Below are 12,949 nucleotides of genomic sequence, written 5' to 3'. Positions count from 1 at the left end.
GGCTAGTTTCCGACCGGCAGGAACCCGTGCCGGGCAAAAACCGCCTGTGCCTCGGGGCCGAAGAGATAGGCGAGAAAGTCCCGTGCCGGATCGGTGACACGCCCGGTAACCAGCGCCGCCGGATAGCGGATTGGCGGGTGACTGTCCTCGGGAAAGGTGGCGATGATGCTCACTTGCGGCTCGGCCAGCGCATCCGTGGCATAGACGATGCCCAGCGGCGTTGCACCGGTAGCCACCAGCGCCAGCGCGGCCCGGACATTGTCGGTCTGCGCCACCCGGGGCTCCACGAGACTCCAAAGGCCCAGATTGCTGAGCGCGACCTTGCCATAGATGCCAGCGGGCACCGCATCGACGAGGGCCATCGCGACCCGCCCGGTATTGCGCGCCAGCGCGGGCGCCAGTTCGGATGGTTTTTGGCGGGGAGATCCCACCAACACCAACCGGTTCGAAAGCAGGTCGCGGCGCGAGGTTGCGATGATATGGCCCTGCGCCTCCAGACTGTCCATCCACTCCCTGTTGGCCGAGATGAATAGATCCGCCGGTGCCCCCAGGCCAATCTGGCGGGCAAGCACTGAGGACCCTGCAAAGGAAACCACCACCTCATGGCCGGTTTCCGCTTCGAAACCGGCGCTCGCTTCGTCCAGTGCAGTTTTCAGGCTGGCGGCAGCAAAAACCGTGATCTGATCCGCAGCGGCAGGGCCGGCCAGCAGCAGGGCGCAAAATGCGACCCGGATCAGAGGGGAAAAGGTCGGCAAGAACGGTCTCCTGCAAGCGATATGTCCATAGGGAAATATCGCCCTGTGTCCGCATGGGCGCAAGACCTAAACGTCCCTGTCCTTTGGTCGCAGGAGGGCGGTCAGCCGGTCGACATGGGGCTGACCAGCACTGCGCGCGGCACTCTCATAGTCGCGATAGGCGGCCAGTACCGCCGTGCCGGTCTGGGTCAGGGTGGCGCTGCCGCCCAGCGCCCCGCCGCGCGATCGGACAACCAGCGGCGTGCGAAACATCGCGTTCATCGTCTCGACAAGTTGCCAGGCGCGTTTATAGCTCATTCCCATGGCCCGGCCCGCTGCTGCGATTGAGCCGGTGTCGCGGATATGCTCCAGCAACTCCGCCTTGCCGGGGCCGACCATCTCGCCCTCGTCGAAAACGATGCGCAGTTTCTGGACAGGCTGAGGGCGGGTGTCGGTCATGCGCCCGAGTCTGCCGCTCTTTTGCGGCAGCGACAAGAGCGGTCCTTATTCTATCCGGCAAGCCTTTGAGGGGTTGCCATCAGCGCACCCATGCGGCGACCGGTGTCCAGCATCCGGTTGGAAAAGCCCCATTCGTTGTCATACCAGCTGACCACCCGCACCAGCCCGTCCGCGGTGACGCTGGTCTGGGCGGCGGTAAAGCACGAGGAGTGGCTGTCATGGTTGAAATCGACCGAGACCAGCGGATCCTCTTCATAGGCAAGGATACCGGCCAGTGGCCCCTCGGCGGCGGCGCGGATGGCGGCATTCACCGCCTGGCGCGTAGCCGGACGCTCGGGCACAAAGCTCAGATCGACCAGCGAGACATTGGGGGTGGGCACCCGGATCGCCGATCCTTCGAGTCGGCCCTTGAGATGCGGCAGCACCTCGGAAATGGCGCGCGCCGCGCCGGTCGAGGTGGGGATCATCGACACCGAGGCCGCCCGCGCGCGATAGAGATCGCGATGGGCGGTGTCATGGGTCGGCTGGTCGCCGGTATAGGCGTGGATGGTGGTCATGTAGCCGGTCTTTATGCCAAAGGCGCGGTCCAGCACCATCGCCACCGGCGCCAGGCAATTGGTGGTGCACGAGGCGTTCGACACGATCAGATCGTCAGCGGTCAGTGCATGATCGTTGACGCCAAAGACCACCGTACGATCGGCACCCTTGCCGGGGGCCGAGATCAGCACCCGTTTCGATCCATTCTTCAAGTGCTTTGCGGCGGCGTCACGCTCGGTGAAAAGACCGGTGCAATCATAGGCGATATCGACATCGGACCAGGGCAGCTCCTCGGGATTGCGGATCGCGCTCAGGCGGATGGTGCTGCGACCCACGATCATGCGATCACCCTCGACCAGCACCCGTGCCCGAAGGCGGCCATGTACGCTATCGTATTTCAGCAGATGCGCCAGGGTCTCGGGGCTGGCCAGATCGTTGATCGCAACCACCTCGATATCCTCGGCGCCGCTTTCGACCAGCGCCCTGAGCACCCCCCGCCCGATGCGTCCAAAGCCGTTGATTGCCACCTTCAATGTCATGCGGTCCTCCATCCATGCGCCCGGTTGGCTCAGTTGAGAATCTGTTAGCGCTAACAGTTGCAAAATGCAACCGCTTTTTAAGACGGGTAACGTGCCGCCCGAGCCGGTCAGGGGGCGTTAGCGATGATGGATCGCGAAAAATTTCAGCCTATAGAAGCTCTTGCCAGCGATGGCAGGCAACCGCGTGATCGCCTTCGACCTGCAACACGGGCTCACGCGTCTTGCACAGTTCCGTCGCATGAGGGCAACGGGTGTGAAACTTGCACCCCGGTGGCTGGTTGGTGGGCGAGGGAATCTCGCCTTCGAGCTTTTGCGCTCGGCCCCGGTCATCAGGATCAAGCGAGGGGATCGCCGAAAACAGCGCCTTGGTATAGGGGTGGCGCGGTGCGGCAAACAGCTTGCGGGTCGGCGCGCTTTCCACGATCCGGCCCAGATACATCACCGCCACATGGTCACAGCTATGGGCCACCACGCTCAGATCGTGGCTGATGAACATGTAGGTCAGGCCCAGATCGGACTGGAGGTTTTTCAGCAGGTTCAGGATATCGGCCTGGATCGACACATCCAGCGCGGCGACGGATTCGTCGGCCACCACGAAACGCGGCCCCGACACCAGCGCGCGCGCGATCGAGATCCGCTGCCGCTGTCCGCCCGAGAAGGCATGCGGAAAGCGGCGCAGATGTTCGAGGTTCAATCGGCATTTTGCGGCAATCTCGCGGACGCGGGTGTCGGTCTCCTCGCGCGAGTTGGTCAGCCCCATCACCTCAAGCGGTTCGGCGATGATGTCGCGCACGGTCATGCGCGGGCTGAGCGCGGCATACGGGTCCTGAAAGATGAGCTGCGCGCGCTTGCGGTAGTCCTTCAACTCGCTGCCGTACAGGGTGGAAAGGTCATAGCGCACCTCGCCATCGTCATAGCTCGCATGGCCGCCGGTGATCGGCACCGCGTTGAGCAGTGCCCGGCCCAGCGTGGTCTTGCCCGAGCCGCTTTCGCCCACCACGCCAAAGAAAGACCCGCGCGGGATGCCGATGGAAATCCCGTCCACCGCCTTGAGCGTCTTCTTGTTGAAAAGACCCCCACCGATGGGAAAGCCCACCGTCAGATCACGGGTCTCGATCAGCAGTTCCTCGGTCATGCGGCGGTGTCCTGATGGCAGAGATGGCAGGCGGTGCGGTGATCCGGACCGGTATCGGCCCAGCCGGGCACCGCTGAGCGGCAGATGTCACCGATGATCCGGGTGCAGCGGGTGTGGAACACGCAGCCCTCGGGCCGTTCCAGCGGCGAGGGGATGTCGCCCGGCACCGGCATCAAGGGTTTGTCCAGATCGTCCAGTTGCGGTAGCGCGTCGATCAGGCCCCGGGTATAGGGGTGGCGCGGGTTTCGGATCACCTCGCGCACCGGGCCCTGTTCGACCATGCGGCCCAGATACATCACCGCCACCTTGTCGGCGGTCTGCGCCACCACGCCCAGGTCATGGGTGATAAAGATGATGCCCATGCCGAACTCGGCCACCAGATCCTTCATCAGGTCGATCACCTGCGCCTGGATGGTCACATCCAGCGCCGTGGTCGGTTCGTCGGCGATCAGGAGCTTGGGCCGTGTCGACAGCGCCATGGCGATCATCGCACGCTGGCGCATGCCGCCCGACAGCTCGAACGCGTATTGGTTGAACCGGCTGGCCGCGTCCGAGATGCCGACGCGGTCGAGCATCTCGATCGACAGATCGCGCGCGGCGCGCTTGCTCAGATCGGTGTGGATCAGCAGCTGTTCCACCATCTGGCTGCCGATGGTCATCGCTGGTGCAAAACTTGCCATCGGTTCCTGAAATATCATGCTGACAGCACCGCCGCGCACGATTTCCATGTCGCGCGGGCGTTTAAGCGACATGACATCCACCGGCCCGCTGTCCAGATGCAGGGTGATCCGGGTGGCGGGGTCATAGACGGCATTGGCGGCGTTCAGCTTCATCAGCGCCTTGGCGGTCACCGACTTGCCCGAGCCGCTTTCGCCGACCAGCCCCATCACCTCGCCCGGGGCGAGCGAAAACGACACCTCCTCGACCGCGGTGATCAGCCCCTCGTCGGTGCGGAATTGCAGCGTCAGGTTCTCGACGTCGATCAGGCTCATTTACGGCTCTCCGAATAGGGATCTGCCGCGTCGCGCAGCCCGTCGCCGACAAAGACAAAGGCCATGACCAGCGCGATGAAGAACAGGACCGGGATGAAATACCACTGATAGTTCAGCAACACGTCGGCCTTGGTCACGTTCTGCAACATCACGCCCAGGCTGTTGACCGGGTCCTTGAGCCCCAGCCCGATGAAGCTGAGCGCCGTTTCGCTGAGCACGACATAGGGAAACGAGATCACCAGATCGACGATGATGTAACTGGTGAAACTGGGCAGTAGGTGGCGCCGGATGATGTGGCTGGGCGAGGCGCCGCACAGCTGGGCTGCCAGCACGTATTCCTGATTGCGTTCGGTCAGCAGGTGGGTGCGCACCCGCCGCGCCAGTGTCGGCCAGCCGACCAGCCCCAGGATCAGGGTAATGACAAAGAACCGCGTCTCGGCCGACCATTCCGGCGGTATGAAAGCGGCGATGGCCATGAAGAGCGGGATGGAGGGGATGGTTCGCACCGCGTCCGTCACCATCTGGATCACGCTGTCGATCATGCCGCCGTAATAGCCCGCGATCCCGCCGATGGCGAGCGCCAGCACGAAAGAGATCAGAACCCCCAAAGTGCCGACCTGAAGCGAGGTCCAGACCGCGTGCAGGGTGCGGCTGAAAATGTCCTTGCCCGCGCTGTCGGTGCCGAACAGGTGGACATAGCCCTGATCCATGCCGAACAGATGGATGTTGCCGGGGATGAAGCCAAACAGCTTGTAACTGTCGCCCTGCACGAAGAACTGCACATAGCGCCGTTCATCCTCGTTCACCTTTTCCACCCAGCGGAAATTGGTGGCAAGCGAGCGTTCACGGGTGACCGTATGCAGGAAGGGGCGCAGGGAGCATCCGTTCTTGTCGCAGAACTTCGGTACCTGCGGCGCGCCGTTCAGGTAATCCTTGTCCCTCCCCGCGACCGTCGGGTCATAGGGCGACAGAAAGGGCGCGAACAGGCCCGACAGGATCAGCACCACCAGCACGGTGGCCGCCACCATGGCGGCGCGCTGTTTCTTGAAACGTGCCCAGATCAACTGCCGCTGCGAGGCGGTGAAATAGGCTTCCTTGGCGGTCTGGCTTGGGACAGTCATCGGATCACCTCAGGATGCTCTTGCGCACGCGCGGGTCGATCACCGCCAGCAGGATGTCGGTGGCAAAGTTCAACGTCACGATCGAGGCGGTCAGAAGGAAAATGATGGCGCCCGCCAGTTGCTGGTCGTTCGAGCGCGCCAGGGCTTCGAGCAGCAACGACCCGGCCTCGGTCAGGGTCAGGATCAGCGCCACGATGGGCAGTTCGTTGAAGATGCGGTTGAGGTCGAAACCCAGCGAATTGACGATCGGCCCCAGCGCATGCCGCGCCGGATAACGCCACAGCAGGCGCCGGCCATATAGCCCGCGCGCGGCGGCGGCGGTGACGTAAAGCTTGCCAATCTCGTCCGACATCAACGCGCGCACGGTTTGCAGGGCAAAGGCGGTGGCCGACCAACCCAGGATAAAGACCGGCAGCCAGGCATGTTTCAACAGGTCCAGCAGCCGGTCGACCGACCAGGGCGCCTCCTTGTATTCGGGCGAAAACAGGCCCGTCAGCGTCTCGCCGAAATAGACGGTCGAGATCAGCATCACCATCAGCGCCAGCAGGAAGTTCGGCATCGCCAGCCCCAGATAGCTGACCAAGCGCAGCGAGTTGTTCAGGTACGGATTGCGCGAGGCGGCCGAAATGATGCCGATCGGAATGGCGATCATATAGGCCACGAACAGCGCGCCCAGACAGATCCAGAGCGAGATCCAGAACTTGTCGCCCAAGAGTTGCGCGATATCGACGCGCAGGATGCAGCTATCGCCAAAATCGCCCCGGAACGCACCCGCAAGCCAGCTTGTCCATCGGGTCAGGAACGGTTGGTCCAGCCCCAGCCGGGCGCGCTCGGCCGCGATATCGGCCAGCGTGATGGCGGACCCTTGGGTGTTCTTATAGGCGAGGTACCGCTCGGCACAGTCGCCGGGCACCAGCTCCATCAGCGAAAAGACGATCAGCGACACGATCACCAGCGTGATCAATGCCATAACCGCCCGCGTGGCGGCAAATCGCGCGAAATGAAGCATCGAGACCTCGTCGAAGAGAAGGGAAAACGGGCAGCCGTGCCGCCCGCTTCCGAGGCGTCCTTATTCGCTCAGCCACCACTGGGCAGGGCGATAGGGATAGGTCCGGTAGAACTCATAGGACTGCGTCTTGAACTCGGGGAAGTTCTTGAGCTTGTTCGAGTGATAGACCGGGGCTGGGGCGTTGATGGTGCCGATGAAGAGAAGCTCGCCGGTCATGATCTCGACCATCTTCTGCGCGGCGGCAATCGAGGCATCCGTGCCAGGCGCACTGGATTGATAGGTATCCAGATGCCCCTTGAGCTCGGCCACCCATGCGGGCGGTTCCACCCCGGCGGAGCCGTTCGCGCTGATCCATTCAGCCCAGAGCATGCCGGTGCGCACATCGAAGTAACCGTCAAACGGCGGCACCCAAATCTCGCCATCGCCCAGAATCGAACCGGCAGGCTGACCCTTGCCCCACATCATCACGTCCAGCGTATTGGCCGATTGAGACGAGCGGTACTCGTCCGAAGTAACTTCCTTGATGGTGGTGGTCACGCCCACATCGGTCCAGTTCTGCGCGATCAGTTCCACCAGTTGCGAGGAACTGGCCTGAGTCGAGAACTGCCAATCCAGAACGAAGGGATCGCCATTGGGCAGATCGCGGTCGCCGTCGCCGTCCTTGTCGACCAGACCGACCTCGTCCAGCAAGGCGCGGGCGCGGTCGGGGTCAAAGGCGATCTCGTGGTTCGACCACTTCTCGTCAATGAATTCGGGGCGGGGAGAGAAGCCGATATATTGCGTCGGTGTGCCCAGACCGAATGCCACGACCTCGTTCAACTGATCGCGGTCGATCGCCACCGACATCGCGGCGCGGAACCGCACATCGTTGAAGATGGCGCGTTTGCCCAGATCCTCGGAGGTGACGTTGAAGGTGAGCGTCGCGCTGGCGATGCCCGGTTTCACGTCGACGGTGTAGTTGCCCTTTTCCTGGCCTTCCAGCAGCACCGGCGCCTGGGTCAGGTTGACCGCCTGCGATTTGTAATCCACCTCGCCGTTCAACAGCTTCAGCGTGCGGACTTCCTCGTCACCCACATAGGTCTCGTCCATTTCCGAGATATAGGGCAGCTGGTTGCCGACCGTATCCACCTGGAAGAAGTAGGGGTTCGCAACATAGTGCCGACCCTCGGTGGTTTCCTTCACCAGGATATGGCTTTCCAGCGTCGGCATAGTGTCCTTGGGCAACCCGGCCAGCTTGTCGCCCGCCGTCAGCATCGGCGAGGGCGTGTCCATCCAGTCCGAGTTGCCGTAATAGGCCTTGATCAGTTCGTACCCGTTTTCATAGCCAAGCGCCTGCGCATTGGCGTCCGCGTTGGCATCCAGCGCCGGGTGGAACTGTCCAAAGAAGTGCTTGGGCTGGAAGGGCTGCACATAGGTGAACGAGAAGGTTTCGATCAGGCCCGGCTTGGGCGCTTCCAGTGTGAACCGGACGGTGGTGTCATCGACAGCCTCGACCGTCATCGACTTGCCACCGGCCAGGGCGTAATCCTTGGGCTCGGCCATGACATTGGTGTCCATCATCAGGTTGTCATACCAGAACACCACATCGGCGGCGGTAAAGGGAGCGCCATCCGACCATTTGTGACCGGCGCGCAGATGCACCGTCAGCTGGGTGAAATCATCGTTCCATTCCCAGGACTTGGCGACATTCGGCACCACGGTTTGCAGGTCGTCGGAATAGCGGAACAGGTTCACGTGACGCACCGAGAGGAAATCCGAGGTGCCGGACTCGGTGGCGTTGGACAGGGCGTCAAACACCCCGCCATACTGGCCGATCCCGTCATAGGGGGCGACAACCAGCGGCTCGGAGGGTAGACGTTCAGCCAGCGGCGGTAGGTCCGGGTTTCCCTTGATCCGGGCGTTCAGATCACCAATCGCCGGGTTCTCTGAAAACTCCATCGTGCAGCCCGCGGCCGACTGGAACTCTGCCAGATCATATTGCTGTGGACTGGCTCCCGCAGCCACGCCCATCGGGTCGGCGACAGTGACCGCCGGGCAATTGGCAAGTGCCGCGCCCGGCAGGGCGATGGCTGCAACACCACAAAGAAGAATGCGTTTCATGAGACCTCCCATCGGTAAGAAAACGCTCAGTTCTGATTATTGCTCTGCCGCGTCGGGCAGAGGTGTCCGGGTCGTGATCCGGCCGGATTTCGAAGTAATATGCGTCCGCGCGCCCGCCCGGTTCAGCGCCTCGGCCAGCGGGTCGGGCGGGTCACCATCGGTGACTAGGTCCGTCACCTTGTCCATCGGACAAGCGACACAGGGCGCGGTCGCGGTGAATTTCCTGCAATCTGCGGCGACAATGACGCGCTGTGCATGTCCCGTGAGGGCACGTGTCAGTTCCGCCTCGCGCGGATTGTTGGCCAGAACACCCAGGTCCGGCGAAACCGCATCGGCGCCGATGATCAGCGCGTCATAAGAGAACTGTTTCGAGAACTCCTCGGCCGCACGACCGAAACTGCCGCGTTCGGCGCGCGAGACCTCACCGCCCGCCAGAAACACACGGCTGCCATTGTGATCGGCCAGCGCCGCAACGACCGAGATCGAGTTGGTGACAACGATCAGGTCCTTGAGCTCGCGCAACTGCTCGGCGACATAGGTGGTAGTAGAGCCGACATTCACAAAGATCGCCATGCCGTCCTGGATCAGGCTCATCACCCCCTTGGCGATGCGGGTCTTTTCCTTGGGCAATTGTTCCAGCGCACCCGAATACATCGGTGCATCCTGCGAACCGCGCAGGTAGGTGCCGCCGTGCACCCGTTCGACCTTCCCTTGCTTGGCCAGGGACTTGACCAACCGGCGAACGGTTTCTTCTGACACGTCCATGACCTGGGCGATCTGCCCGTTGCGCGCAGATCCACCAAGTCGGGCCAGCACATCCAGAAGCTCGTGCCCCCGGTGGGGAACTTTGGTGTCGGTATCCTTCATCATGCCAGCAAACACACAAATTTCGTCATAAATCCACAAAAAACAAAGACGAGTAACAGTTTGATGACCTTTCGAAGAAAGTTTCATCATTGATGTGGATATTTCGGGCTGGGCGCAAATGACCTGTGGCAAGGTCAGCGCTACTGGCATCAAAACCGCCATTGCTCAGAACGGGTCTAGGCGCAATAGCTGGGCAACCGCATGTCTGAAGGGGAGGCCAGGGATGGCAAGACAGATAACGGAACCTGCGCGCGAGATCGACGTTGTACACGAGACCGATGTGCTGGTTGTGGGCTCGGGGCCGGGCGGGCTGCCTGCCGCGCTGGCGGCGGCGCAGGCAGGGGCCGAGGTCACGCTGGTCGAACGGTTCGGCTGTTTCGGCGGCAACCTGACCGTGGTCGGAGTCGAGGGGATGCACTGGTATCGCCACGAACAGACCATCGAATCGAACGGCATCGCCCGCGAATTCGAGGAAAAGGCCAAGGAAATGGGCGCCGCCGTGCCCGAAAGCCAATCACTGAGCCACGAGATCGACAGCGAGGGTTTCAAGCTGGTCGCTGACCGCATGGTGCTGGACGAGCCCAATATCCGCCCTATGCTGCACCGCTTTTTCGTGGCACCCCTGATGGAGGGCGACACGATCATCGGTATCGTCACCGAATCGAAATCGGGGCGCGAGGCGATCCTGGCCAAGAGGGTGATCGATGCCACCGGCGACGCAGATGTAGTGGCCCGCGCCGGGGCGCCCGTTTACAAGACGCCTGCCGAACTGATGATGGCGGCTTCGGTCATGTTTAACCTGGCCGGGGTGGACAAGCAGCGTTTCATGGACGGGGTCAAGGCCGACCCGCAGACCTACAAGGATTGGGGTGGCGGCGAGTGGAATATCGAGACCTCGGGGAAAGAGGATGACATGTTCTCACCCTTCCTCAAGAAGCCCTTCCAGCAGGCGATCCGCGACGGGCTGATTCCGCCGCATCTGAATACCATCTCAGGCACCTGGGGCGCGGTGCATGACACCGGCGAACTTACCTATATGAACCTCATCCATCTCGATGGCTGCGACGGCACCGACCCCGACAGCCTGACGACTTACGAGATCGAGGGCCGCCGTCAGACCATGCTGGCCATCGAGGCGCTGCGCCGCTACACACCCGGATGCGAGAATATCCGGTTGCGTAACTTCGGCATGTCGATCGGCATCCGCGATACGCGCAAGGTTGATTGCCTTTACAACATGACCGAAACGGATGTGCGCGAGCAGGGCCGGTTTGAGGATTCCATCGGCATCTTCCCCGAGTTCATTGACGGCTACGGCATCCTGATCCTGCCCACCACCGGGCGCTATTTCCAGATGCCCTATCGCAACCTGCTGCCCCGCAAGGTGAAAAACCTGCTGGTCGCGGGCCGCATCACCGGTGGTGACCGGATCAGCCACGCCGCCACCCGCAACATGGCCTGCTGCGCGGTGACCGGGCAGGGGGCGGGTATCGCGGCGGCGCTATCGGTGAAATCGAACCGCCCGCTGGACGAGATCGACCCGCTGCTGATCCAGAAAGAACTGGAGCGCCAGGGCGGGCGCCATCACTGAACGAAAAAGGCCCCGCCGGATGGCGGGGCCCTTGATCTGGTTTCGAACGGATCAGCCGATGGCGACGGCCTTCACGTCCTCGTCGATATAAGGAACATACTGTTCGAAATTGTCGGCGAACATCTGCACCAGCTTGGCCGCCTGCTTGTCAAAGGCGCCCTGATCGTCCCAGGTGCGGCGCGGGTCCAGCAGAACTTCGGCCACGCCGGGCACCGATACCGGTACGTCAAAGCCGAAATTGGCGTCCTTGCGGAACTCGGCATTGTTGAGCGATCCGTTGAGCGCGGCGGTCAGCAGGGCGCGGGTCGCCTTGATTGGCATCCGGCTGCCAACGCCATAAGCGCCGCCGGTCCATCCGGTGTTGACCAGCCAGCAGGTCGCGCCGTGACGGGCGATCTTGTCGCGCAGCAGGTTGCCATAGACCTCGGGGCGGCGCGGCATGAAGGGCGCGCCAAAGCAGGTCGAGAATGTCGGCTGCGGCTCTGTCACACCCCGCTCGGTTCCGGCCACTTTCGAGGTGAAGCCAGACAGGAAGTGATACATCGCCTGCGCCGGGGTCAGCCGCGCGATCGGCGGCAGCACGCCAAAGGCGTCGCAGGTCAGCATAATGATGTTCTTGGGATGTCCGCCCAGCGCCGAGGCCGACGCGTTCGAGATGTATTCCAGAGGATAGGCGCACCGCATGTTGGCCGTCAGGCTGTCATCGTCGAAGTTCAGTTCCTTGGTCTCTTCATCGAACACCATGTTTTCGATGACGGTCGCGAACTTGGTGGTGGTGGCGTAGATTTCCGGCTCGGCCTCGGGGTTGAGGTTGATGGTCTTGGCATAGCAGCCGCCTTCGAAGTTGAAGGTGCCGCGATCCGACCAGCCGTGTTCGTCATCGCCGATCAGAACGCGCGCCGGGTCGGCCGACAGTGTGGTCTTGCCGGTGCCCGAAAGGCCAAAGAACACGGCGGTGTCGACCGGGTTGCCGACCGCGTGGTTGGCCGAGCAATGCATCGGCATCACGCCCTTTTCGGGCAGCATGTAGTTCAGCAGGGTGAACACCGATTTCTTGTTCTCGCCCGCATACTCGGTACCGCCGATCAGGATCAGCTTGCGATCGAAATTCATCGCGATCACGGTTTCGCTGCGGCAGCCGTGCTTGGCCGGGTCGGCCTGAAAGCTGGGGCAGTTGATGACGGTGAAATCGGCGATGAACTCGTTCAGATCCTCGCGCGCCGGACGGCGCAGCAGGTGGCGGATGAACAGGTTGTGCCAGGCCAGTTCGGTGACCATGCGCACGTTGATCGAATAGGCCGGGTCGGCGCCGCCGACCAGATCCTGCACGAAGTAATCCTTGCCCTTCATATGGGCCAGCATGTCGTTATAAAGCGCGTCGAACCCTTCGGGGCTCATCTCGGCATTGTTTTCCCACCAGATGCTGTCAGCAACGCCGGCGGTCTTGACCACGTGCTTGTCCTTGGGCGAGCGACCGGTGAACTTGCCGGTGGTGACCAGGAACGCCCCGCCATTGCCCAGCGTGCCTTCGCCCCGCTTCAGCGCCGCTTCGATCAGCGCCGGTTCCATGAAGTTGTAATAGACATTGCCCAGACCCTCGATGCCCTGATCTTCGAGGCGGAATTGCGGGTTAACCCGTCCAGATGTCATGCGTCATTCTCCGTGTGTCGGCGGCCCGGGACCATTACGGCACCATCGCGCCCTTTGGGCTTGGCTCCGGCGTTGGCCGGTGTGAGCGCCTCTTATCATGACGCTTTGGGACATGAACAGGACGCTTTGGCGCAGTTAGCGCAACCAAGTTGCAGTTTAGCGCAACCATGAATTTCCGGCCTATTTCAAGAGCATGGATTCAGAACTGGTTAGGA

11 protein-coding genes are annotated in these 12,949 nt (G+C 62.2%); 1 reads left to right on the top strand and 10 read right to left on the bottom strand.

What is annotated here, in order from left to right:
• Positions 1 to 2 precede the first annotated feature (2 nt).
• From modA to OEZ49_RS12560, 9 genes are all read right to left on the bottom strand, one after another.
• Positions 3 to 755 carry a molybdate ABC transporter substrate-binding protein gene (gene modA, locus OEZ49_RS12600; protein WP_263388646.1) on the bottom strand — a complete coding sequence of 251 codons (753 nt, stop codon included), beginning with the start codon at positions 753 to 755 and terminating at the stop codon, positions 3 to 5.
• A gap of 66 nt (positions 756 to 821) precedes the next feature.
• Positions 822 to 1,193: a winged helix-turn-helix domain-containing protein gene (locus OEZ49_RS12595; RefSeq protein ID WP_263388645.1), complete on the bottom strand. Its 372-nt coding sequence runs from the start codon at positions 1,191 to 1,193 to the stop codon at positions 822 to 824.
• Between the two features lie 50 nt (positions 1,194 to 1,243).
• Positions 1,244 to 2,269 (bottom strand): type I glyceraldehyde-3-phosphate dehydrogenase, encoded by a 1,026-nt coding sequence (gene gap, locus OEZ49_RS12590; protein WP_263388644.1) that lies wholly within the window; start codon positions 2,267 to 2,269, stop codon positions 1,244 to 1,246.
• 148 nt (positions 2,270 to 2,417) lie between these two features.
• Positions 2,418 to 3,404, bottom strand: coding sequence for an ABC transporter ATP-binding protein (locus OEZ49_RS12585; protein WP_263388643.1), 987 nt, complete (start codon positions 3,402 to 3,404; stop codon positions 2,418 to 2,420).
• Complete coding sequence (locus OEZ49_RS12580; protein WP_263388642.1) at positions 3,401 to 4,396, bottom strand: ABC transporter ATP-binding protein; 996 nt, start codon at positions 4,394 to 4,396, stop codon at positions 3,401 to 3,403. The genes OEZ49_RS12585 and OEZ49_RS12580 overlap by 4 nt, the downstream gene beginning before the upstream one ends.
• On the bottom strand, positions 4,393 to 5,517 hold the full coding sequence (locus OEZ49_RS12575) for an ABC transporter permease (RefSeq protein ID WP_263388641.1): 1,125 nt from the start codon (positions 5,515 to 5,517) through the stop codon (positions 4,393 to 4,395). Before OEZ49_RS12575 ends, OEZ49_RS12580 begins: the two co-directional genes overlap by 4 nt.
• Before the next feature lie 4 nt (positions 5,518 to 5,521).
• Positions 5,522 to 6,526 carry an ABC transporter permease gene (locus OEZ49_RS12570; protein WP_263388640.1) on the bottom strand — a complete coding sequence of 335 codons (1,005 nt, stop codon included), beginning with the start codon at positions 6,524 to 6,526 and terminating at the stop codon, positions 5,522 to 5,524.
• A 60-nt stretch (positions 6,527 to 6,586) separates the two neighbouring features.
• Positions 6,587 to 8,626, bottom strand: a complete 2,040-nt coding sequence (locus OEZ49_RS12565) for an ABC transporter substrate-binding protein (protein ID WP_263388639.1) — start codon at positions 8,624 to 8,626, stop codon at positions 6,587 to 6,589.
• 36 nt (positions 8,627 to 8,662) lie between these two features.
• Positions 8,663 to 9,496, bottom strand: coding sequence for a DeoR/GlpR family DNA-binding transcription regulator (locus tag OEZ49_RS12560; RefSeq protein WP_263388638.1), 834 nt, complete (start codon positions 9,494 to 9,496; stop codon positions 8,663 to 8,665).
• A gap of 220 nt (positions 9,497 to 9,716) precedes the next feature.
• On the opposite strand from OEZ49_RS12560, the gene OEZ49_RS12555 reads away from it, so the two are divergent.
• Positions 9,717 to 11,084, top strand: a complete 1,368-nt coding sequence (locus OEZ49_RS12555) for an FAD-dependent oxidoreductase (protein ID WP_263388637.1) — start codon at positions 9,717 to 9,719, stop codon at positions 11,082 to 11,084.
• A gap of 51 nt (positions 11,085 to 11,135) precedes the next feature.
• Here the strand turns inward: OEZ49_RS12555 and OEZ49_RS12550 are convergent, their stop codons facing one another.
• A complete protein-coding gene (locus OEZ49_RS12550; protein ID WP_263388636.1) occupies positions 11,136 to 12,734 on the bottom strand; it encodes a phosphoenolpyruvate carboxykinase in 1,599 nt (532 codons plus the stop codon).
• Positions 12,735 to 12,949 lie beyond the last annotated feature (215 nt).

The organism is Ruegeria marisflavi (assembly GCF_025673445.1).
Taxonomy (GTDB): Bacteria; Pseudomonadota; Alphaproteobacteria; order Rhodobacterales; family Rhodobacteraceae; genus Ruegeria_B; species Ruegeria_B marisflavi.
This window is presented reverse-complemented; position numbering and strand designations above follow the sequence as displayed.